At 68.1% G+C, this 22,060-nt stretch carries 20 protein-coding genes; 7 read left to right on the top strand and 13 right to left on the bottom strand.

Annotation, left to right across the window (positions count from 1 at the left end; all coding sequences use genetic code 11):
* Positions 1 to 15 precede the first annotated feature (15 nt).
* Complete coding sequence (locus tag GF068_RS39055; protein ID WP_153824651.1) at positions 16 to 1,038, bottom strand: hypothetical protein; 1,023 nt, start codon at positions 1,036 to 1,038, stop codon at positions 16 to 18.
* Between the two features lie 210 nt (positions 1,039 to 1,248).
* Between GF068_RS39055 and GF068_RS39050 the strand changes: the two genes are divergently transcribed.
* From GF068_RS39050 to GF068_RS39040, 3 genes are all read left to right on the top strand, one after another.
* Complete coding sequence (locus GF068_RS39050; RefSeq protein ID WP_153824650.1) at positions 1,249 to 3,342, top strand: M4 family metallopeptidase; 2,094 nt, start codon at positions 1,249 to 1,251, stop codon at positions 3,340 to 3,342.
* Positions 3,343 to 3,379: 37 nt separating this feature from the next.
* Positions 3,380 to 4,000: a YkgJ family cysteine cluster protein gene (locus GF068_RS39045; RefSeq protein WP_153824649.1), complete on the top strand. Its 621-nt coding sequence runs from the start codon at positions 3,380 to 3,382 to the stop codon at positions 3,998 to 4,000.
* Between the two features lie 72 nt (positions 4,001 to 4,072).
* Positions 4,073 to 5,923, top strand: coding sequence for an IgGFc-binding protein (locus GF068_RS39040; protein ID WP_153824648.1), 1,851 nt, complete (start codon positions 4,073 to 4,075; stop codon positions 5,921 to 5,923).
* Between the two features lie 36 nt (positions 5,924 to 5,959).
* On the opposite strand, the gene metG is transcribed toward GF068_RS39040, so the two are convergent.
* The 4 genes from metG to GF068_RS39020 form a co-directional block, all read right to left on the bottom strand.
* Positions 5,960 to 8,023 (bottom strand): methionine--tRNA ligase, encoded by a 2,064-nt coding sequence (gene metG / locus GF068_RS39035; protein WP_153824647.1) that lies wholly within the window; start codon positions 8,021 to 8,023, stop codon positions 5,960 to 5,962.
* 76 nt (positions 8,024 to 8,099) lie between these two features.
* Positions 8,100 to 8,936: a lysophospholipid acyltransferase family protein gene (locus GF068_RS39030; protein ID WP_153824646.1), complete on the bottom strand. Its 837-nt coding sequence runs from the start codon at positions 8,934 to 8,936 to the stop codon at positions 8,100 to 8,102.
* 20 nt (positions 8,937 to 8,956) lie between these two features.
* Entirely contained in the window at positions 8,957 to 10,168 is a 1,212-nt protein-coding gene (locus tag GF068_RS39025; RefSeq protein ID WP_206079651.1) for a heparan-alpha-glucosaminide N-acetyltransferase domain-containing protein, read from the bottom strand.
* 50 nt (positions 10,169 to 10,218) lie between these two features.
* The gene (locus tag GF068_RS39020) at positions 10,219 to 10,791 is read right to left on the bottom strand and encodes a hypothetical protein (protein WP_153824645.1); all 573 of its coding nucleotides are present in this window, start codon (positions 10,789 to 10,791) and stop codon (positions 10,219 to 10,221) included.
* 342 nt (positions 10,792 to 11,133) lie between these two features.
* Here GF068_RS39020 and GF068_RS39015 point away from each other — a divergent pair, with 342 nt between their 5' ends.
* The gene (locus GF068_RS39015; protein WP_153824644.1) at positions 11,134 to 11,532 is read left to right on the top strand and encodes a hypothetical protein; all 399 of its coding nucleotides are present in this window, start codon (positions 11,134 to 11,136) and stop codon (positions 11,530 to 11,532) included.
* A 106-nt stretch (positions 11,533 to 11,638) separates the two neighbouring features.
* Here GF068_RS39015 and GF068_RS39010 read toward each other — a convergent pair whose 3' ends face one another.
* The 3 genes from GF068_RS39010 to GF068_RS39000 all read right to left on the bottom strand — a co-directional run bounded on the left by GF068_RS39010 (position 11,639) and on the right by GF068_RS39000 (position 15,703).
* Positions 11,639 to 13,963 carry a DUF2169 family type VI secretion system accessory protein gene (locus GF068_RS39010; RefSeq protein WP_170319943.1) on the bottom strand — a complete coding sequence of 775 codons (2,325 nt, stop codon included), beginning with the start codon at positions 13,961 to 13,963 and terminating at the stop codon, positions 11,639 to 11,641.
* A gap of 100 nt (positions 13,964 to 14,063) precedes the next feature.
* The gene (locus tag GF068_RS39005) at positions 14,064 to 14,423 is read right to left on the bottom strand and encodes a cytochrome b5 domain-containing protein (protein ID WP_153824642.1); all 360 of its coding nucleotides are present in this window, start codon (positions 14,421 to 14,423) and stop codon (positions 14,064 to 14,066) included.
* A complete protein-coding gene (locus GF068_RS39000) occupies positions 14,420 to 15,703 on the bottom strand; it encodes a ferric reductase-like transmembrane domain-containing protein (RefSeq protein WP_153824641.1) in 1,284 nt (427 codons plus the stop codon). Before GF068_RS39000 ends, GF068_RS39005 begins: the two co-directional genes overlap by 4 nt.
* A gap of 158 nt (positions 15,704 to 15,861) precedes the next feature.
* Between GF068_RS39000 and GF068_RS38995 the strand changes: the two genes are divergently transcribed.
* A complete protein-coding gene (locus GF068_RS38995; protein WP_153824640.1) occupies positions 15,862 to 16,236 on the top strand; it encodes a hypothetical protein in 375 nt (124 codons plus the stop codon).
* Positions 16,237 to 16,252: 16 nt separating this feature from the next.
* Here the strand turns inward: GF068_RS38995 and GF068_RS38990 are convergent, their stop codons facing one another.
* From GF068_RS38990 to GF068_RS38975, 4 genes are read right to left on the bottom strand one after another with little or no spacing between them, the layout of a single operon-like run.
* The gene (locus tag GF068_RS38990) at positions 16,253 to 17,035 is read right to left on the bottom strand and encodes an AAA family ATPase (protein WP_206079650.1); all 783 of its coding nucleotides are present in this window, start codon (positions 17,033 to 17,035) and stop codon (positions 16,253 to 16,255) included.
* Positions 17,036 to 17,048: 13 nt separating this feature from the next.
* Positions 17,049 to 17,264, bottom strand: coding sequence for a hypothetical protein (locus tag GF068_RS38985; protein ID WP_153824639.1), 216 nt, complete (start codon positions 17,262 to 17,264; stop codon positions 17,049 to 17,051).
* 23 nt (positions 17,265 to 17,287) lie between these two features.
* Positions 17,288 to 17,731 carry a hypothetical protein gene (locus tag GF068_RS38980; protein ID WP_153824638.1) on the bottom strand — a complete coding sequence of 148 codons (444 nt, stop codon included), beginning with the start codon at positions 17,729 to 17,731 and terminating at the stop codon, positions 17,288 to 17,290.
* A 37-nt stretch (positions 17,732 to 17,768) separates the two neighbouring features.
* Entirely contained in the window at positions 17,769 to 18,395 is a 627-nt protein-coding gene (locus GF068_RS38975) for a hypothetical protein (protein WP_170319942.1), read from the bottom strand.
* A 554-nt stretch (positions 18,396 to 18,949) separates the two neighbouring features.
* On the opposite strand from GF068_RS38975, the gene GF068_RS38970 reads away from it, so the two are divergent.
* Both GF068_RS38970 and GF068_RS38965 read left to right on the top strand, forming a co-directional pair.
* On the top strand, positions 18,950 to 19,435 hold the full coding sequence (locus GF068_RS38970) for a hypothetical protein (protein ID WP_153824636.1): 486 nt from the start codon (positions 18,950 to 18,952) through the stop codon (positions 19,433 to 19,435).
* Positions 19,436 to 19,538: 103 nt separating this feature from the next.
* Positions 19,539 to 20,870: a neprosin family prolyl endopeptidase gene (locus GF068_RS38965; RefSeq protein ID WP_153824635.1), complete on the top strand. Its 1,332-nt coding sequence runs from the start codon at positions 19,539 to 19,541 to the stop codon at positions 20,868 to 20,870.
* 702 nt (positions 20,871 to 21,572) lie between these two features.
* Here GF068_RS38965 and GF068_RS43940 read toward each other — a convergent pair.
* The coding region (locus tag GF068_RS43940; protein ID WP_170319941.1) for a hypothetical protein at positions 21,573 to 22,060 on the bottom strand (488 nt) is incomplete at its 5' end.

Genomic DNA, 22,060 nt, shown 5'->3' with positions numbered 1-22,060 from the left:
ATCCCTGGCCGTTCGTCAGGGCGATCCAATCACCACCGTCTTCTGCTCCACGACGGCCGCCCCGTCGGCGTCCGAGACCTCGGCTTTCAGGTGTACCTGCCTGCCGACGAGCTCCGCCATCGGGAGCTTCGTGTCGATCTGGAAGAGGATCCCCGTCGCCTCGCAGAACCCCTGCGCCGGCCTGTCCGGAAAAACGCGCATCGACTGCACCGGCCCGAGCACCTCGCCCGTGTCCGAAAGCATCCCGGAGACCTTGACGACGGCCATCTGCTTCAAGTTTCGCGTGCGGAGCGCCGCGAAGATGTGGTGCCCGCCCTGATCGCCGGGCCAGACGTGCAAGGTGTCCTGGTCCGAGAGCGGGCTCCACATCGCGTCGCCTTGCCCGAGCATGAGCGTCGGCGCGCCCGCGTCCTTCGGCTTGCACCAGCTATACTTCGCCCAGTCGGACGAATATGCCTCCAGGACCTCCGGCGCGAGATGAGGATCCAGGCAACGCCCCCAGTTGCACGTCAGGCCCGCGCCACAACCCGCGCCGCAACCCTGATGGCTCAGCGTGACCCGGAGCAGGGGCGTCTTGCCCGCCTTGGCGCGGGTGCTCGCGAGGCGCGGATGCACGTCCTGCCCCGTCCCGTCGAAATCGGTCTCCACCGAGACCTCCACGAGCGCGCCGTCCGCGAGGCCCTCGAGCTCGAATTCCTGGGGGAACACGATTGGCGCCGGCACGCCCGTGCCTATCGTCGCGTCCCGGACCACCACGCCGTCCACCTTCACCACGACGTGCACCGAGGCCGCTTGCCAGACAAGCTCGTTCGGCGCCTGGATCACGCCGACGACCACACGCGCGTCGCTCATGCCGCCGGAGCCGCCCATTCCGCCGACCCCGCCCATTCCGCCGGCCCCGCCCGCGCCTCCCATTCCGCCCGCGCCGCCGCCCATTCCACCGGCGCCGCCCGAGCCGGGCGGAGGATCCGGCTCCCCCCCGCACGCGACGAGGGAGCAGGATAACAACAGCAGACCGGTGATGGATCGAATGTTCACGGTGCGCTCCGGGGTCGATCGGAAATCTTACCGCGACCCCCGACAACGTGGAAAGCTTTTCGTGATGATGTCGCCACGCGTCACGGATCCGGTGCATCGTAGGCTGGCGGATTTCTGAACGTTCCTTCATCCACGGGAAGTGAGGTTCGCTTGGCACGAATTCGCCTGACGCTTGGTGCACATCGTCTCGGAGGAAGGTCCTGCGGTCTTTTGCTCTTGCTCTGCGCCGGCTGCGCGGCCTCCGAGGCGCCGGCGGAGGAGGAGGCCGCGGCGAACGCGGGCAAACCCGTCTTCACCCCCGGCGGCGACGCCGCGGAGCGCGCGCTGGCCGAGGCGATCAGCCGCGCGCACATCGCCGTGAACGCCGAGGTGCTGGGCCTCGAGAGCGCGGAGGACTTCGAGGTCCGGCGCGTCCGGATCGACGAGCTCTCCCTCGCCCACACCCGGATCCAGCAGACATTCAAGGGCGTTCCCGTCTTCGAGGGCGAGGCGATCGTGCACCTCGATCCCAACGGCGACCTCCACCGCGTGACCGACGGCCTCGTGAAGCACATCCGCCGCGGCCTCTCCGTGAAGCCCACCCTGAGCGAAGAGCAGGCGATCCGCGCGGCGCTCGCTCGATACGCCTGCGCGTCGTGTATCACCGCGGCGCCCGAGGCCGATCTGCTCGTGATGCGCCGCGAAGGCGAGGATTACCTCGCTTATCGCGTGAAACTCCGCCGCATCGACGACACGCGCGGCACCGCGATGCCGGTGATCTTCATCGACGCCCACAGCGGCGAGGAGATCCACCGTTACGATAACCTCCAGACCGCGCAGGGGACCACGCTCTACAGCGGCACCGTGACGATCGGCACGAGCCTGGCGAGCGGCCGGTATTACACGGAGGACCTCACGCGCAGGGTCGGGACGTTCACGTACAACAATGGTACGAGCACGGCCTATCGCATCGCCGACACCGACGACGTCTGGAACGCGACGAGCCAGCGCGTCGCGATCGACGCCCACTTCGGCGCCGCGATGGTGTTCGATTACTTCAAGGACGTCCACGGCCGCAATGGCATCGACGGCGCGGGCGGCCCCGTGGTGTACGGGGCGGCGAGCGGCGGCGCCGGCCTCATCAGCTCGGTCGTCCAGTACGGCTCGGCCTACAACAACGCGTTCTGGGACGGCACCAAGATGGTCTACGGCGACGGCGACGGCGCGACGTTCTCGCCGCTCGTCTCCCTCGACATCGCCGCGCACGAAATGGCGCACGGCGTGACGGAGTACGAGGCGAACCTCACTTACGAGAACGAATCCGGCGCGCTGAACGAGTCGTGGTCCGACGTCTTCGGCGCGCTCGTCGAGCGGCACGTCTTCGGCGAGAGCGCAGATACCTGGAGGATCGGCGAGGATTGTTATACGCCCGGCGCCGCCGGCGACGCGCTCCGTTACCTGGACGACCCGCACCTGGCGGGCGACGGCGGCTACACGTCGGACGACGATCCGGACCATTACAGCGAGCGGTACACGGGCACCGAGGACAACGGCGGCGTCCACATCAACTCGGGCATCCCGAACCACGCGTTTTACCTGCTCGCCAAGGGCGGGACGCACCACCTGAGCGGCGTCACGGTCACGGGCATCGGCGCCGACGACGCGGGCCGCATCTGGTACAAGGCCCTCGTCGATTACATGACCTCGAACACGAACTTCGCCGGCGCCCGCCAGGCCACCCTGAGCGCGGCAGGCGCGATCTTCGGCGCCTCGAGCGCACAATACGTCTCCACGCAGAGGGCCTGGTGCGCCGTCGGCGTCGGAGAATGCCCGGGCGCAGGCGGCGGCGGCGGCGGCGGCGGGACGAACCTGCTCACGAACGGCGCGTTCGAGGGCAGCGTGAGCCCGTGGGTGGCGAGCGGCGCGGGCGCGCTGTACGTGAGCAACGGCAATTTCCCCCACGCGGGCACGGGATACGCGTATCTCGGATATGCGAACAGCGTCTCGGGCTCGATGTACCAGCAGATCACGATCCCCGCCGGCGCCTCGCCGACGCTCGAGTTTCACCTGAACGTGAGCTCGTCCGAGACCACGGCGACGCAGCAATACGACAAGCTCTACGTCGAGCTCCGGAGCACCTCCGGCGCGCTGCTGAAGACGCTCGCCACCTACAGCAACCTGAACAAGGCCGCGGCCGGCGCTTACACGCAAAAGAGCCTCTCGCTCGCGGGTTACGGCGGCCAGACCGTCCGCGTCCAGTTCCGCGCGACGACCGACATCTCCGCGATCACCACCTTCCGGGTCGACTCCGCCGAGGTGAAGTGATTTGACGCGCCGCAGCCCGGGGCGTAAAACCCGGGCCGTGCGCGCCCTCCGCGTCCTCTCGCAACGAGATCAGGCCATCCGCGGCCGCGTCGCCGCCGAGGTGACGGGCTCGCTCGACCGCGCGGACCTCGAATCGGCGGCCCTCGTGGCCCACGCGGCCATGGAGCGGGAGACGTCACGCGTGCAGAGCGCCCGCGCCCCGGCCTGCGCGGCCGGCTGCTCGTATTGCTGTCATGTGCACGCGTATGCGACCGCGGCCGAGATCCTGGCCGTCGCCGCGTGGCTCTGCCGCTCGCTCGCCCCGGAGGCCCTGTGCGCCCTGAAGGAGCGGCTCGCGGCGCACGTGGCGCGGGTCGAGCCGCTCTCCGACGAGGCGCGCTGGGCCGCGCGGATCCCTTGCGCGCTGCTCGACGCGCGTGGCCTCTGCTCGGTGCACCCGGCGCGGCCGCTGCGCTGCCGGGCCTTTCATTCGTGCTCCGCCGAGGATTGTCGGGACGCATTCGAGGGCAGGAGCGACCTCTTGCCCTCCCGTTCGCCGCTCCTCGCGCGCGCCGCGGACGCCGTCGAGGCGGGCTACGACGACGCGCTCGTCGCCGCCGGGGTGGACGCTTCGGGCCACCGGCTGGAGCTCGGCCTCCTCCGCGCGCTCGAAGGTTGACGCCCCGGAATTCCAGGCGAGGCGCGCGAGACGGCGATCCCGAACGCGCCGAACCGTGGCATTCTCCCGCGCATGCGCACCCTGCTCGCTCTCTTTCTCCTCCCATGTTTCGTGATCCCCTTCGCTTGCTCGGCCGGCGGCGACCGCACGGCCACGACCTCCGGCGGCGCCGGCGGCGGCGGCGGCGGCAGCAGCGGCTGTGGTCAATGCTTTGGCGCCCTCTTCACGCCCTGCAATCCCGACGGCACGCCCGGCGCGGTCGTCACCTGCGAGTCCGGCGTATGCGCGCCGAACGTGGGTTGTGTCGATTGCCAGCCCGGCGCCACGACCTGCGTGGGCAACGAGGTCCGGCGCTGCTCGGAGGAAGGCAAGGACACGGGCGAGGTCGTCGAGGTCTGCGACGCCGCCGCGGGGTTCGGCTGCTCCAATGGGCAATGTACCGGCGCTTGTGACGTCGCCGCCGATCAACCCTCCAATGTGGGCTGCGAGTTCTGGGCCGTGGACCTCGATCAGCAGGACTTCGGGGGCAACGACCCGGCGAGCGCGCCCTGGGGCGTCGTGCTTTCGAACCCCGGTCAGGCCACGGCGAAGGTCGTGATCGAGCTCAACGACGCGCCGCTCGGGATGCCCGCGACGCCGAAGCTCGTGATCGGCGTGGACGTCAAGCCCGGCGAGCTCTTCACGGCGCCCCTGCCGACGCGCGAGCTCGATTGCGGGGTCAAACCCAACGACGCCAACTCCCCCGGTACGTGCCTTTCCTCGAACGCGTACCGCATCACCTCGTCGACGCCGATCGTCGTGTATCAGTTCAACGTCTTCGAGAATGCCTTCTCGAACGACGCCTCGCTCCTCCTGCCGACGACGGGGCTCGGCAAGATTTATCGCGTCATCGGCTGGCCCGCGGGCCACCCCATCCCCACGGAGTTCCCCGGCATCGGGAAGATCATCGATCGCTCGTACGTGACCGTCGTCGGCACCAGGCCGAACACCCTGGTCACGGTCAAGCCGAGCTGGCGCATCAAGGGCAACCCGCCCGTCGCCGCGACGCCCGCCGGCGGCGAGATCAAGGTCACGCTCAATCCGTTCGACGTATTGAACCTCGAGACCGACGACGGCACGTTCCAGGAAGATCCCGCGACGATGACCGATCTCTCGTCCACGATCGTCACGGCCACGTTGCCGGTCGCCGTCTTCTCCGGCGTGGAGACCACGGGCGCGCCGGGCTCGGTCGAGGTCCCGAAGCCGCCGGGGTGGGAGGATGGCAGCACGTGCTGCCTCGATCACCTCGAAGAGCAGATGTTCCCCGTGGAGTCCGTCGGCTCGCGGTACGTGATCACGCGCAGCCCCGTGCGCTCGACGTCGAGCTACCGCGAGCCCGACGTCATTCGATTCCTCGGCGTCGCCGAGGACGCGACCGTCACGACGAACCTGCCCCCGCCCTTCGATTCGTTCACGCTCCAGGCGGGCGAGGTGAAGACCACGTGGGCGCAGGACAATTTCGTGGTCGGCGCGACGAAGCCGGTCATGGTGGGCCAGATCCAGGTCTCGAACGGATACGTCGACGGCCCCGCGCTCGGCGATCCCTCGCTCACCGTCTTCCCGCCGATCGAGCAGTTCCGGACCGAATACGTCATTCCGACGCCGAACTCGTGGTCGCAGAACTGGGTGGTCATCGCGGCCGAGGTTGGCTCGGAGATCACGCTCGACGGCGCCACGACGAACTTCTGCCAGATCGAGCCCGCGGGTATGGTCGAGGGCAAGACGTACCATTCCCGGAAATGCCCGCTCGCGCCGGGCGTGCACCGGCTCTCGGGCGACAAGCCCTTCGGGATCATCGCGTACGGGTATGGAAGCGCCGGATCGTATGCGTTCGCGGGCGGCGCAGACGTGAAGCGCGTGTACGAGCCGCCGCCGCTCAAGTAACGGCGGCCGAGGGGCCTCGACGGCCCCTTCGCCCGCTCAATGCACCCGCATCCCAGGCTTCGCCCCGGAATCGGCCGACAGGACGAACACGCTCTGCCCGTCGCCCGCCGCGAGCACCATTCCTTCGCTCATCCCGAACTTCATCTGCCGCGGCGCGAGGTTCGCGCACACGATCACGAGCCGCCCGAGCAGATCCTTCGGGTCGTAATACGCCTTGATCCCGGCGAACACCTGCCGCGTCGTGTCGCCGCCGAGCGACACCGTGAGCTTGAGCAGCTTCTTCGCCCCGGGCACACCCTCGGCCGCGATGATCCGCGCCACGCGCATGTCGACCTTCGTGAAATCGTCGATCGTACACTCGGGCGCGAGCGGCTCCTTCGCGAGCGCGTCGCCCGCGTCGTCCCATTTCGCCGGCGCCGCCTCGGCCGCCTCCGGGGCCGCCTCGGCCTTCGGCGCCTCGCCCGGCTCACCCGCGCGGCTCGCTTCGATCATCTTGTTCACGGCATCCATCTCCATTCGCTTCATCAAATGCTTGTACGGCGCCACGGGCGTGCCCACGAGCGGCTTTTGCGCGAGGTCCAGCCGATCCATCACGCAATGCAGGAGCTCCCCCGACTCCGCCGCGAGCTTCGGCAAGACCGGCGCGAGGTACAGGACGATCTGCCGGTAGAGGTTCAGCGCCACCGTGCACGCGTTCTGCACCTCCTGCTCCTTGCCCGGCTGCTTCGCGAGCGCCCAGGGCGCCACGCGATCGACGTATTCGTTCGCCCGATCCGCGAGCGAGACGATGAGCCGCATCGCCCGCGCGAAATCGAAGGACGCGTACGCCTCGCCGATCTCCGCGCCCGCCTTCGCCGCCGCCTCGAAGAGCCCGCCGTCGTCCGGGTAACTCGCGGACAGACCCGTCTTCGCCACGAAGCGCGACGAGCGGCTCGCGAGGTTCACGATCTTGTTCACGAGCTCGGCGTTCACCTTCTGGACGAACTCGTCCAGGTTCAAGTCGAAGTCCTCCACGCGCGAGCCGAGCTTGCTCGCGAAATAATAACGGAGGTACGACGGATCGAGGTGCTCGAGGTACGTCCGCGCCATGACGAACGTGCCCTTGCTCTTCGACATCTTCTCGCCGTTCACCGTGAGGAAGCCGTGCACCTGCACCCGGCTCGGCAGCGAATAGCCCGCGCTCTTCAGCATCGAGGGCCAGAAGAGCGTGTGGAAATAAACGATGTCCTTGCCGATGACGTGCACGATCTCCGTCTCGTCGGAGCGCCACCACCGGTCGAACGACTCACCGTTCTTGTCGCACCACTCGCGCGTCGTGCCCACGTATCCGATCGGCGCGTCGAACCAGACGTACCAGTAATGCCCCGGCGCGTCGGGGATCTCGAAGCCGAAATAAGGCGCGGGGCGCGAGACGTCCCAGTCGCGCAAGGGCTCGGCGAGGAAGTGGCCGGCCAGGTAGTTCGAGATCTCCCTCGGCATCCGGCCCTCGGCGGCCGTCCATTCGGCGAGGAAGGCGTGGTCGGGCTCGATCGCGACGAACAGGTGCTCGGCGCTCCGGAGCTCGGGGCGCGCGCCGGTGTGCACGCTCCTCGGCTCGACGAGCTCGGTCGCGGTGTACGTCGAGCCGCACTTGTCGCAGCTATCGCCGTACTGGTCCGGCGCGCCGCAGCGCGGGCACGCGCCCTTCACGAAGCGGTCGGCGAGGAACGTGCCCGCCTGCGGATCGAAGAGCTGCGTCACCTCGCGCGTCGCGATGCGCCCGTTCTTCCGGAGCGAGGCCCAGATCTCGTGACACACCTCGCGCGTCGCGGCCGAGTTCGTGCTGCCGTAGTGGTCGAACTGGATCATGAGGTCCGCGAAGTCGCGCTGGTGCGCGGCGCTCATGTCCGCGATCACCGCCTCCTCGGAGCGACCTTCCTTGCGCGCGCGAATCATGATCGACGTGCCGTGCGTGTCGTCCGCGCAGATGTAGATGCAGCGGCGCCCGGTCATGCGCTGGTACCGGACGAAGATGTCCGTCATCGTGTACTCGAGCACGTGCCCGAGGTGGATGTGGCCGTTCGCGTAGGGAAGCGCGCTGGTGACGAGCAAAGGCTTCATGGCGGGCGCAATGTGCACCATCACGCGCGCACTTGCCAAGCCAGACCCGAACGTCAGAGGCGATCGTCCGTCCGCGTCACAGGTAGAGGCTCGTGCGCGCGGCCCTCCCCTCGTCGATGAGCTCTGCGATCCGCCGCTTCACCGCCTCCACCTTGGGGATCACCTCGGCGTCCTCCTCGTTGCCCGTGCCCTCGAACCACATCGGCTCGCCGAACCAGATCGAGCAGCGGGCCGGCAGCGGCAGGGGCAACAGCGTCGGCGTGATGGGGAAATACGGCACGCCGAGCGCGCGGGCGAGCGGCTTGATGTCGACGATCGACGGGCACGCCTCCTCGCCGCCGACGAACGCGAAGGGCGTGATCGGCGCGCGGGTCTTCATCGCGAGGCGCACGAAGCCCGTCCCGAAGTCGAGCAGCTTGTACCGGTCCCTCCAGAGCTTGCCGCTGCCCCGCGCGCCCTCCGGGAAGACCATGATGAGCTCGTCGTCCGCGAGCAGGCGCTCGCAGTTCTCGGGCAGCCCCGTGATCTGACCGGCCCGCGTCATCCACACGTTCACGAGCGGCACGCGCTGGAAGACCTTCTCGATCATCGCCTTGACCGCCCGCGGCGGACGCGCGTCGAGCATCATCGCGGTCGCCACCATCATGCCGTCGTAGGCGAGCTGCGACGAGTGGTTGCCGATGAGCAGGCCTCGGCCCTCGGGCACGCGCTCGATGCCGTGGACCTCGACCCGGAAATAGTGTCGGTAGAACCAGGCCGCGACGTAGAGCGTCCGCTTCGCCGCCGCCGTGGAGAAGCCCCATTTGTCGTACCCGAGCGCGTTCACCGTGGGCGACACCGCCTCCACGATCTCCGCGAGCTCCCGGGGTATCCGTCGATCCAGGGCCTCGAAGAGGCCCTCCAGCGCGCGCATCGTGCCTGTCACCTTTCGAGTCAAAGATAACCGAGTATCGTGAGATCCCGCCGCCTTCGCTTGAGATCCGCGAACCAGCGGCAGAGCGGGTAGAGCGCCGCGACCACGGCGAAGGTGTATCCGTAGACGAACGGCAAGCCGTGCTGCGCCTCCGCGGGCAAACCCAAGTGCTCCCACGAAAAGACCGCGTCGCCGTGGAGGGCGTAGTGCATGACGGCCGCGGAGGCGTGGATCAGGAAGAGGTGGAGGATGTAATAAAAGAGCGGCGCCCGGCCGAACGCGAGCAAGACGTCCTTGCCCGGCAGCGCGCGCCCCTCGAGCGCGCCGAGCACGAGCAGCGCAGGCCCGAGCGTCATGAGCAGGTACGAGAGCGACGGCGGGTACTTGCGGCAATTGAGGAACGAGAGGACCGTGCCGAGGGCGCTCTCCTGCGAGGACCAGGGCGCGGGATCGCCGTAGACGTTCACGAGCCGGACGATCACGAAGGCCAGCGTGATCGCCGCGCCGAGCTTGAAGAGCCGGCCCCGCCGCTCGGCCGGCGAGCCTTCGAGCAGCGCGCCGAGGCCATACCCCGCGGCCATCACGCCGATCCACGGCACGAGCGGATACGCGATGAACACGTAGCGCCCCGGCGCAGGCTGGAAGGGCCCCGGCTCGTGGAGGATCGACCAGAGGACCCCGAGCGCGCTCGATCGCTCGGGCGAGACGCCGTCGAGGAGGTTGTGCCCCACGATCATGCCGATGCCGATCGCGGCCACGGCCCGCACGGGCAAAAACACGAGGCCCGCGAGCGCGATCATGCTCCAGCCGATCGCCCAGATCACCTGGAGCGGCGTGAGGTGGTAGCCGAGATCGAAGGTCCAGCCGACGCGGATCACCGTGATTTCCAGGAGGACGAGCCACGCGCCGCGCGTGAGCAGGAAGCGGGAGAGCTCGCTCCGGCTCTTGCCCCGCGCGGCCTGCAGGAAGGCGCTCGTGCCCGCGAGCAGGACGAAGACGGGGGCGCAGAAGTGGGTGATCCACCGCGTGAAGAAGAGCGCGGCGCCCGTCTTCTCGACGTCGATCCGGAAGCCGACCTGCGGGCCCACGAAGTCCCGCACGTGATCGATCGCCATCAGGATCATCACGATGCCTCGCAGGGCGTCGACCGCGTCGAGGCGCACGCTCGCGGCGGGTTTTGCAGGGATCGCGGCCTCGGATGCGCCGCCAAGTTCGAGGGATCGGGACGTCACGGCGCGAGCTTACCAGGAGCGTTCGGCGTTGCGAACCGCTCGCGCGCGCCTCAGTCGAGGCGGAACCGATCCCCGGGGCGGCCGTTGTCGTCGCGACGATCGAACACGGCGAACGGGTTGAAGCGATTCGCGATGCGCTCGCTGTAGCGACCCGGGAGCCGCGCGCTCACGCCGTTCGTCGCGTCGCGCAGGACGACGTCGTCGTACGTCACGCGGACGAGCACCGGGACGCGGCCGCGCGGGCAGAAGTTGCCGACCTCGGGCGCGTCGAGGTCGATCGAGCCGATGAGCCGCCCGCTCGGGTTCGCGCGGAAGGCCTGACGCTCCGTGACGCGCTTTCGGACGATGCGCCGATCGCCCTGGCCTCCCGTGACGGTCCCGCTCCGGGTCGCGCAGCGGAACACGGCGCGGACCTCGGCGCTCAGGCGAATGTCGACGACCGCGCGCCGATCGAGGTTCTCCTGCCGGAACTCGACCTCGAAATCCCCGTCGCGTTCGATCTGAGGGTTCGCAGCCCGGAAGACGGGGTCACGACCTCGGCGCTGTGCCTCCGCGGGCGTCGCCGCGAGGAGCGGCGCGGCGGCGAGCGCGGCAAGCATGACGAATTGAATCGGTCGTCCCATGGCGTTTTCCTCCTTGCTCGCGCGGGTCTTCGCGCGGCGGGTTTTCGTTATGGACGAAGGCGAGCCCCCGCCCTCTTCGGTTGCCCCGTTCCCATGAGACCGCCCGGGATCGATCGGAAGCGCTCGACCGGCACGGAGGGCCTCTGACGCGGGCAATTTGTCCCGTCCTCGATAGAACTTCCAATGTTTGTGGGGGAGCGCGTGGCCGCCCCGCTCGACGAGGGCTCGCCCGGGCCAAAGAAACAGCGCGGTGGTCAGATGTGCTCCGCCGAGGGCGAGTGGATCTCGCCGTGGCCGGGGCGGAAGACCGCCGGACGAAAAAACGAATTGGGGAGGCCAACGATGAATCAGTTCACGAAGTTGTTCGCGCTGCTTGGTCTGTCCGCGTCGATGGCGTTTGGCGCCGGCTGCGCGGCCGAGGTCGAGGATCCCGAGTCCGAACTGGCCCTCGCGGACGAGGCGAACGACAGCGCGGAGCTCGCGGTGAGCGACGCGGAGGAGAACACGGCGGAGAGCGAGGACGCGCTCTCGACGGGCGGCCTGGGCGGCTGGGGCGGCGCCGGCTTCATCGGCGGGTACGGCGGCTGCGGCATCGGCCGCGGATTCGACTGCCTGGCCGGCGGGCGCCATTTCATCCGCGGGCCGTACTACGGGCCGTGCGGCGGCTACGGGCGCGGTTACTTCGGCTACGGCCACCCCTACTGGGCGGCGGCGCACGGCCGCATCGGCGGCTGCCTCTGATCGAGAGCCTCGAGCCCTCGAATCGAGACGAATGAACGAGGATCCGATCGGCGTCTTTCGCGCCGCTCGGATCCTCGTTTTTTTGTCGCCTCGTCGAGGCGGCGACCTATCGCCAGCCGTCGAGGGAGACCACCCGGCCGAGCGCGAGGACGCGTAATGCATTCGGGTGAGACTCGTACTGGTCCTGCTGGGCGTGGGCCTCGGCGAGCAGGCGCGCCTTCATCTTGAGCATGAGCGGCAGCTTCATCGCGAGGGCGAGCGGCAGATACACGGGGATGGGCGCATTTTCGCCCGCGGGGACGCAGAGGGCGCGGATCTGCTCGTCGCCGAACACGGTGCGCTTCTGGTATTTGCGTTGATCGAGGAGCACGCGCTCGATGTGGCTGTCGAGCTGGCTCACCGTGACGCTGCGCTTCGATTGGCGGAGCGCGTCGCGTAGCTCGCTCGTGACGACGTCCACGTTGCCGGGCGCCTGGAGGAGCGGGGTCTTCAGGACCTCGTTCGCCGCTTCGAGCGCGTCCTTGAGTTTCTTGTTGTCCTCGGTCACGAGCGGGGTCATCGCGGCGACGGCGGCCTTCAGGGACTCGACCTCGTCGAAGGGGAACCTGAGCTCGCCCGTGAGCAAGACGACGGGCGGCGTGAAGCGCCCCGTCTCGCTGATGGATTCGAGCATCGCCCGCTGAATGCCGCGTCCGTCCGTGGGCGCAGCCCGGGTGAGGACGCCGAAGGTGTCGTGCCGATCCCGGGAGGCATTCGGATCATCGGTGGGCAGGTCGTGCTTGGGATCGAGGGGCTCGAATTCGAGCTCGTCCACGATGTCCGGGTATGCCGCGCGAATGCGGGCGACGCCCTGGGGCTCGAACCAGAGGAGGTCCACGACCTCGGGGCCGAGCCTGCGTGAAGGGCGCGCCGGCGGCACGCGGGGGCGCGTGTCGTCCTGGGCCGAAGGTGATAACGTGACGGGCGCCGCGACGGGGGTATGCGTGGGCGCGCCGAGGACGTTCGCCGAAGCGCCGGCCGCCCAGGGGCTCGTCTCGCCGGCAGCCGGGGGAATCGCGGGCGCCGGGGGAACCACGGGCGCGGGGGGAATCGCGGGCGCCGGGGGAATCGCGGGCACGGGCGGCATCGCGGGCACGGGCGGCCTCGCGGGCACGGGCGGCATCGCGGGCACGGCAGCGGGCGCGGCAACGGCAGCGGGCGCGGCAGCAGGCGCGGCAGCGGGCGCGGCCGTCGCGCCGCGGGCCCTGCCGCGCGCGAGCCAGGCCGGCACGTTCCCGCCCTCGGCGCGCGCGAGCTCCTCGGTGGAGATGATCTCCGTCTCGACCGACTCTTCCTCGAAGATGTGTTGTTCGGCGGGACGAGCCGGCTTCGGCGGGGCGGCGGGCGCGGCCTTCGTGGGCGCAGCAGGCGCGGGCGCGGGCGCGGGCGCCTTTTGCGGCGCGAGTGCGCGGCTCAGGCTCATGACGTCCTCCCAGCCGAGCTTCTGGCGGGCCGCGCCCATCGCGACGAGCACGCGCCCGCGTTCGTCGCGGGAGACGAGCGGCATCTGCCCGCGCCATGTCACGGTGCAGATCGCGCGATCGGTGTCGATCCACAATGCGTCACCGACGAGGGAGATCTCCTGCGGCGCGCCGCGCGGGCGCTCGACGAACGCTTGTGGCCGCAGGCCCGGCAAGCGGGACGTGAGGCGTGGATGATCCGGGTGGAGGTGCTCGAGGACGATCTCGAGATCGGGCGTGATCTCGGGGAGGCGCTGATCGGCGGGCGCGGCGTTGAAGTACTCGATCTCGATGTCGTCGGGCAGCGGCCGCGTGTGCCACCCGTCGTGGGAAAAACTGCCGCGGTGGCGCCGGAGGCGGCTCTCGCGTTGGGGCCAGCCGGCGGCGATGGGCCCGAAACCCACGGGCGAGCCGTCATCCTTCAGCGTGTGCTGTCTACGCGCCGGATGCAGGTTCGGCAGGGGCCCGGGGGCGACGGGCAGGCCGACCGGGTTCATCGTCCCCGGCCCGCCCTGCGCGCGCTCGTAACGCAGCGGCATGTGCGTGAAGGCGGGGCCCTCGGTGATCTGCGCCTCGCCCGACCAGGACCTGTCGGCGTGGACCTCGACGGCCTTGTCGAGCGAGCCGATGACCAGACGCGCGAGCAGGGAGCGGCAAGGCTTGTGATGCGCGGCGAACGCGTGCCCGACGAGCGTGACGTCGGCGCCTTTGCGGAAGGGGACGAGGTCACTCGGGGAGTAGACGCTGCGGCGTGGATCGTCGTCCCAGTGGTTGTCCGCCTCGTTGATCGGCTCCTGCCCCGACGAGAGCCGCAGCTCCCCCGGGGCGAGCTCGAACGTGGCCTTGCAGACGACGGTGAGGACCCACTCGCGGCTCTGCCTTTGCCAGGGAAGAGAAGCTACGTAGAACGGGCCGAGCGCCACGATCTCCATCGGGCGGACAGTAGCAGAAGGGGGAGCGGGAACGGAAGCGGGTGCGTGAACGGGGCGATCGGCCGATCGTGGTCGGGCGCAGGGTGCGCGGCACATCTTCTCAATCCGCCACCTCGCCGACGAGGTAACTCTCGAGGAGCTGCCAGGCCTGCGGGGAATGGGATCGCCCGCGCTCCTTGGTCTCGAAGGCCGTCGTGCTCTCCTCGCCGCAATGCTCGGTGATCGTCCGCGGCGGCGCGGGGTGCGCGGCGATGTAATCGGACACGTCGTACACCTTGCCGCGGATCACGAGCCAGCAATCCTCGGGTCGGTCGTGGCGCGCGACCTCGGCGCGGCTCAGGACCCGCGCTCCTCGGGGCGCGGTAGGATGACGGGTTTTCTGCACGGCGAGGCCCACGAGCGTGCCCCACGCGAGCACGAAGGCGAGCACCGCAGCGAGGACGACGCGCCGCGTGTTCATCGCGCCATGCCCTCCTCGGCGTGAATACGCGACGCCGGCACGCCGTGCGCGCGCAGAGCTCGGCGGAGAGATTCCACCATGGCCGGCGGGCCGGCGAGCATGAGCTCCCTCCCTTCGAGCGAGCCCACGCGTGATTCGATGGCGGGCACCGTCGGCAGTCCGTCGGTATCCTCGTACATCGTGTGAATGTGCACTTTGGCGCGATCCCGGGTCAGCTCGCGGAGATCCTCCAGGTAAAGCGCCGCGGCTTCATTGCCGGCGCAGTACACGATGTCGATCGGCGGCCCGTCGGCGGCGAGGATCGACACGCGGCCCAGGAACGGCGTGATTCCAATCCCTCCGCCGATCCAGACCTGGGGTCGATGCTGCGCTTGCGCCGGAAACAGCCCGCCGAAGGGCCCCTGAACCACGGCCTCCGTGCCGACCGTGACCTCCTGGATGTGCCGCGTGCAGAAGCCCAACGATTTCACGGAGACATGGAGGCACGGATCGTCGGGACGACCGGTCAGGGTGTAAGGATGGGACTCGCCACACGCCTGATAATCGGGTGAATCGCGCATGGCGAGATACACGAACTGGCCGGCCTCGAAGCGGAGCTCCTTGTCGAGGGGCTCGAGCACGAGGTCCACGACCTTCGGTCCGCGGCGCCGCACGCGGGTGATCCGATAGCGGAGGCCTCGCCCGGGCGGATCCTCCACGAGGAGGCGATGCGCGAAGCCGAGGACCCCCAGCGCGACGAGCCCGAGCGCGAGCCCGGCAGCCAACGAGCCGCGATACGCCGCGACCAGGTGCCAGACCATGGCGCCGTACGCCAGCCCCATGGCCCGGTGCCATCGACGCCAGCGATGGAACGGCATGTGTTGCGCGACGGTCACGATAAAAAAGAAGAGGAACAGGAGAAGCGCGATCCAGCCCGAAAACACGGTCGCGGATGAAGGATCGGGCCAGAGGAGGCGGAGCGCCGCGGCGGGCTCGACCAGAAAGGCGCCGAGCGCGAGCGCGAGCGGGTGGACGAGGAGCAGCAAAAACCCCGCAACCCCGAGCGCGTGATGGGCCTGGTAGACGTGCCCGAGGCCTCGGAACGCCCGATCGAGCCAGGTCAGGCGCATCATGAGCAACATCGAGACCGCGAACAGACCGGCGGCGGCGAAACCCGAGAATCGAGAGAACCCGCGCCACGTGAAGACGTCCGCGCCCGCGGAGCACGCCCACGTGAGCGCGGGTATCACCGCGAGGGCGGCGGCGACGAGCACCAGGAGCCGGGGCGGGAGGTTCAGCACGAGCTCGTCCTGGCAAGCATCGGACCCGCTCGAATACGACGTGTTTGCGCGTGGAATGGGAGGCGAGCGACCCGGATCGGGGAAACGCGGCCCGTGGGCTGCATGAGCGACCCTGCGCGGCGCATCCCATTCGAGCGCCGCTCGCACAGGAGGTCACCGTGGTAGGCATTCGCCCGACCCCGCGCAGGGCCGTCGCGCCCGCTGCGCCCGCGGCGAGGGGGAGCAAGCTCCTCGGGTTCGTTTTGGTCGTCGGCCTCGGCCTTCCGGCATGCGCGGATGCCTCGTCCGCGCTGGCGCCGGCGACGTTCCAGGAAGGCGTGGGTCCGCTCGCCAAGGACCGCTGCGACGGGTGCCACGAGCGAATGCCGGGCGGAGCGATGAGCGCCTATCGCAACGCAAGAGCCCGCGTCACGCCCGGCGATCCCGACGCCAGCCCCTATTACACCGTCCCGATGGGCCAGGGCCACCCGGTCTCGTGGGGTGACTCCGCGGCGGCGGTGCGCGCGTGGATCGAGGCGGGCGCGCCGGAGTGAGCGAGCGGTATGGGCCTCATGGCCGGGGCGGTCCCTCGGATTTCCAGTACCGCTCGGGGCGCTCCAGGATCCCTCGCGTGATCTGGTAATGCTTCGTGTCCTGCAAAGTGACCACCGGCAACGCGGGATCGTCGAAGTCGAGGATGACGGCCCCCGGCAATGTGAGCAGGATGGGCGCGTGGGTGGCGATGATGAACTGCGCGCCGCCGCGCTCGACGCGATCCCGGAGCAGATAAAGGAGCGTGAGCTGTCGCTGCGGAGACAGCGCCGCTTCGGGCTCGTCGATGAGGAAGAGCCCTTCGTGGACGCGATGCTGGAAGACGTCGAGGAACGCCTCGCCATGCGAGCGGCGGTGTAATGTCTTGCCGCCGTAACGCATGTAGGGATCGCCGTTGAAATCCGGATCGCGCTCGCGTTCTTCGAGGAGCGTGGCGAAGTTCACCAGCGTCTCGGCGCGGAAAAAGAAGCCGTCGCGGGGACGATGCCGAAAACGCGGGCGGAGCGCGCGGGCGAGCTCGGAGCCGGCCTCGTGCGCGGCGTACAAGGTGTCGGTGCCCCCTCCGCCGGCCACGTGGAAACCACAAAGGTCCGCGATGGCCTCGAGCAGCGTGGACTTCCCGGAGCCATTCTCCCCGACGAAGAAGGTGACCGGCCGATCGAGCCCGAGGTCGAGGCCACGGACGAAGGGCAGGTTGAACGGGAAGCGCGCCTCGGCGGGGATACGCTCGGCGAGGGAGTAGAGCCCCTGGAGGTACATCTGGCCCGCGAAGGGCGGCTTCGTGGCTCTCTTCGAGGTCATGGGTGGTGCTCGATCATGCGATGTTGTCGGGTTTGAGATCCGGATGTTCTTGGTAGAGAGGGCTGAGGACGTCCGTGTAGAGATACCCGAGCGCTCTCCCGAATCCCATGATGTATTCTTTTCGTTCGGGCTCCGAGAGGCTCGCGCGTACGATGGCGATGGCGTCGTAGATCCTGAAATACGTCTCGAGTGTGATCGTGTTCAGCTTTTCGGCGGTGTCTCGGTCCATTGTCTCTTCTCGCGCAGGTGCCATCACTTCTCTTCGACGTGTGCAGCCAGCACACACGCCATTGCCTCGCAAATGTGAACGAGCACTTCATGGATCCTGCCACGATACGCCGCAGCTTCCACCGCGTCGCTGTTCTCGCGCACGAAGCCTGCCATCGCCTCGATCCGCTCGTGGAGTTGGTTCAGCGACGCGATCAACTCGTCCTGGGTCTCCTTCGTGAGCCTCAGCCTCGGCCGCTCGACGACCTGCATGGGCTTGAAATCCGGCGGCGCGAGCTCGAGATGCTCGCTTTGAATCGGCGCAATGACCTCGGTGAAGAGGTAGCCCATGATCCTCCCGCCATGCCCACGATAGATCTTGAACGTCTCCTCGTCGCACCGTTCCATGACTCGCCTCATCGACTCGTTCGTCTCGCGCGAGCAATCCATCGATATCGCGAGCAGCTCCTCGGCGGTCTTCTTGTCCATTGGTTGCTCCCTGTATCTACCGACGATCCATGTTGTGTCACTTGAGAAGCTTGAAACAGCCCTCTGCCTCCAGGCATTTTCGCAAGCAATCATGGTATGGCATGCCGTCCAGCGAGCCAGACGGCATGAATTCGTCGGTGCATTCATCGATGCATCGTGCCTTCACCTTCCTGCACCGCTCCCTCTCGGCCTCCTCATCGGTATCGTCCCTCGACGCCACGACCGCGACCACCACGAGCACCACGACCGCGATCACGATCATGGTCCCGGACGACCCAACGACCACCGGAATCAACCGGTACACCTGGGGCAACAGCGACGTGTTCGCCAGCACGCCTCGTGCAGGCAAGAGGCCTCCGCGCGAGGTCAGCTCGTCCGGGTCCGGTGAGAACCCCGCGTCCGGCATCGTCCGCAGCGCGTCGATCATGCACCGTTCGAGGCTGGTATCGTCGAGCCGCGCGCCCTTGGGCTTCACCTCCGTGACGCGATCGCCCCGCAGCTCGACCGCGAACTCGATTTCGTACGCCCGACGCTGGAGCCGCCCCGCTCGCTCCTCCGCGCACGCCTGAAGCGCGCGCACCGTGCTCGCAGGGAGCGCCCCATTCGCCCGGCGCTCGGGCAGCGCGGCGCGCTCGTCCGTCGCCCCGCATCCCATCGGCGCCATGCATACGGCCAAACCCGTACCGAGCAGCGCCGCCCCTGCAAGCTGCCGCCGCCCCCTCCTGCCTGCCTTGCCCATGAGCGCACCCCCTCGCTTGACGAGTGATGGTAGCTGGCGGTCGGGATGCCTTGGAAGAGGAGGCACGATCCCTGAAGCCTCGTCCACGATCCTCGGAGCCTCATCCACGACCCTCGGAGCCTGTCACCCGATCCTCGGAGCTTCGTCCACGATCCTCGAAGCCACGTCCACGATCCTCGGAGCCTCGTCCACGATCCTTGGAGCCTCGCCCACGATCCTCGGAGCCACGTCCACGACCCTCGGAGCCTCTCGCACGCCCCTCGGAGCCACGTCCACGACCCTTGGAGCCTCTCGCACGACCCTTGGAGCCTCTCGCACGACCCTTGGAGGCTCTCGCACGACCCTCGGAGCCTCGTCCAAGACCCTTGGAGCCTCGTCCAAGACCCTTGGAGCCTCGTCCGACGCGATCGTGCTTGCAAACGACCAAGACATCATGGCAAGCTCGTCCTCCGTTTCCAGCAATACCGAAAGGAGGCAGGATGGCAGGAGATCCCAAGTTCCCGGACGTCGGTGAACAACATATCGACGCCAGTGATCTGACGCTCCCCGATATCACGGCCGAGCGCGTGCAGGGCCTCACCAAGGTCCATGATGGCTACGAAGACGTCGCCCGCTTGCTCATCAATGCCAAACCCGATGTTCTCGATCGCGCGGGGATCAATCCGAAGGATATCGAGCGTCTCTCCGAGGAGTTCGCGAAGGAGCAGCGGCTCACGAAATTGCATGCCGCGTCCGTGAAGCTCACCGAGCTGCTCTTCGAGGGGCGCCAGGAGACGCGCCACGTCATCGGCACCCTCGTCGCCGAGGCCGCCGCGCAGACCCGCCGCCGCGCCGAGCGCACGAACAACCCCGCCGAGGTGATCGGGCCCCTGGAATCGCTCCTGGAATACCAATACGGCGCCGCGCAAAAAGGCGCCGCCACGCGGCAAAAGGCCAAAGAGGCGAAGGGCCCCAAAAAAGACTGAGCCCGCACGAGCCTGGATGGCGGCTTGACGCCTCGACGGCGCCCTCGTAGTGTGCGCCGTGACCATCCTTCCTTCCCGCCGCATACGCCGACGACGTGAAGCCATGCGAAACATGGCGCTCGTCGTCGTGACCTCGCTCCTACCCTTCAATGGCGCGTGTGTGATCGTCCTGGGTGACGGGACCGGGCCTTCGGGCGCGGGCGGCGCGGACGGCAAGACGTCCGCGTTGCCCGATCCCGAGGAATGGCGCGTCCCGCCGCCGGAGTTCACGCCCGAGCAACAAAGGCGCAAGGACGAGGTGGACGCGTACATCGCGAAGGTGGTCTACAAGGACAAGCCCATCACGAAGACGGTGCAGGGGTATTCGGGGGATATCCTGGACTATGTCCAGATGCCTCCGCTCGGCGTGACGGTGCCGGAGATCCCGGCGCTGCTCTCCAGCACGGCGCTGCCCGAGGGCGTCACGCATGCGCTCACCGAGGTGGAGCAATATCCGGAGCTGTGGGGGCCGACGGACGCGACGTTGTTCAACCGGCCGGATTTCTCGCGATACATCCTGGAGGACACGGGGGCGACGTCGATCCAGGACTGGATCACGAACCATCAGGTGCATGGGTTGCCGGATGCGGCGTATCGGCTGTACGCGGGGCTCAACGTGGTGGCGCCGAACCGGGGTGCTTCGGCGCGGATCAACCAGTTCAAGCCCGAGGTGGCGGATCGGACCTTCAGCTTGATCGAGCTCGCCGTGCGCTGCCCGGCGGTCGGCGACGCCACGGAGTTCATCGGGCTCCTGCTCACGGTCGATCGCGTCAACAGCGGCGCGGACTGGGTCACGAACAAGCAGGAGTTGCGGCTACGAGTCGAGTACTATCAAAATGTCAACGGAAATGTCACGCACAGCTACGATTTCCAGGCAGCGCACTTCACGGAGATGCCCCCGGAGGCGGTGAACGGGTGGCCGTGGACGACGCTTGGCGAGGTCGTGACGCCGTCGGTGCCTGGCGGGGCGCAGACGGAGGCGTGGCTCGCCTGGGTCATGGACCCCCAGGGGAGCTGGTGGGCCTTCTACAATGGCCGCCCCCTGGGACACTATTCGCACGAACTTTTGCCGACTCTGAAACAGGGGGCGTGCGGGGTGCACTATTACGGTGAGGTTTTTGATCCGAAGCCAGAAGACGGCTGGGCGCCAACCGAGATGGGCAGCGGGCAGTTCGCCACGGCGCCGGCGGGCCACGTGGCCTGGGTGCGAGAACCCAAGTACCTGGACATGAACTGGCTGGTGACGGATCCGCAGGACGATGCGTTCGAGCGCTGGTCGAAGCCATACGAGCCTTCGTGCTACACGCGGTCGTCGATGGTGGATTTGGGATGGCCATGGCAATACTTTCTGCTCGGCGGCCCGGGCGGCAAGGATCCTTTATGCAAGAAACCGTGAGGCAAACGATGAGCCGAAGTTGTGGGCTGTACGCTCTCGTCACGCTGGTCGCGTGTTCGTCGGGTACGCCGCCGCTGGGAGGAGGCGGTGTCGAGGCTCCTCCTCTACAGGCGAGCGCGGGCTCGGTGGATGGGGGCGCGGTTGCATCGACGGACGGGGGAGCCGATGCGTCTGCGGGCAGTGACAAGAATGTTTGCAATGTAGCAGACTGCCAACGTTACCCCGACGAGCGACCGTTCTCGCGACGCGCCGAGGAGGACTTTGGTCTCACCCTCACGCCGCGAGAGAAGGAGATCATGGACACCTGTCCCATGCGTTTATGGTCGAAGGACGTGCCGGACCGAGCGTGCACGAAGGACGAGGAGTGTGGCGAGGGGTTCTGCAATCGAGGGCATTGTGAGCCCATCTTTACCTGCGGCCACAACATGGGAAACCAATGTTCGGAGAGCCGTTACTGCCGCGGCGTCTGCTTCGAGGGGCGCTGTCGATCGTGCATCTCCGACGAGGAATGCGAGAAGAAACGGCAGGAGATACACCCGGGCTCGCAATCCACGTACCCCGTAACATGCGGCCCTGCGCGCGCCCCTGATAATTATCCGGGACGGCATTGTTTCGGGACTTGATCCCACGATCCGCCGCCGCGACAAGGGCCGCAGGCTCCGCTGTGCAAGAAATCATGAGGCAAAGGATGCTCCGATGCCCCTACGGAATCACACCGCTGACCCCGATGCCGCCCCCGTCGTTCGAGACCTGGGGCTGAATGATGACATTGGGCGGGGTCGGACGGCTGGCGATGCCGATGATGAGGCCCGTCACGGAGAGGGCTCCAACGATACCACCCGCATAAGCGAGCCCCTTCCCTGTTGTCACGGTCCCGTCGTCCGGTGCATTCACGTTCATGATCAGGCCCGTGATGAGCCCCCCGAGACCCAGCCCTATCCCCACCCCGCTCGCAATCATGAGGTTCCTCGGCCACGTCGGCTCCGACCTCTCCCCCAGGTTGGCATTGATGTTGAGACTCACGGGCCGGCCGAACGCGACGTGATGACTCTCGTAGCGTAGCTGCATCGCGATCGAGAGCGGCTGTCGCTCCCCCGGGCCGATCTTCACGAACGTCTGGTTCAACCAGTAGCCGCCCTTCATGGCCTTGATCGCGTGGTTGCCGGGCTCGACGAACACCTCGTCGACGA

This window comes from Polyangium spumosum (assembly GCF_009649845.1).
Lineage (GTDB): Bacteria > Myxococcota_A > Polyangia > Polyangiales > Polyangiaceae > Polyangium > Polyangium spumosum.
This window is presented reverse-complemented; position numbering and strand designations above follow the sequence as displayed.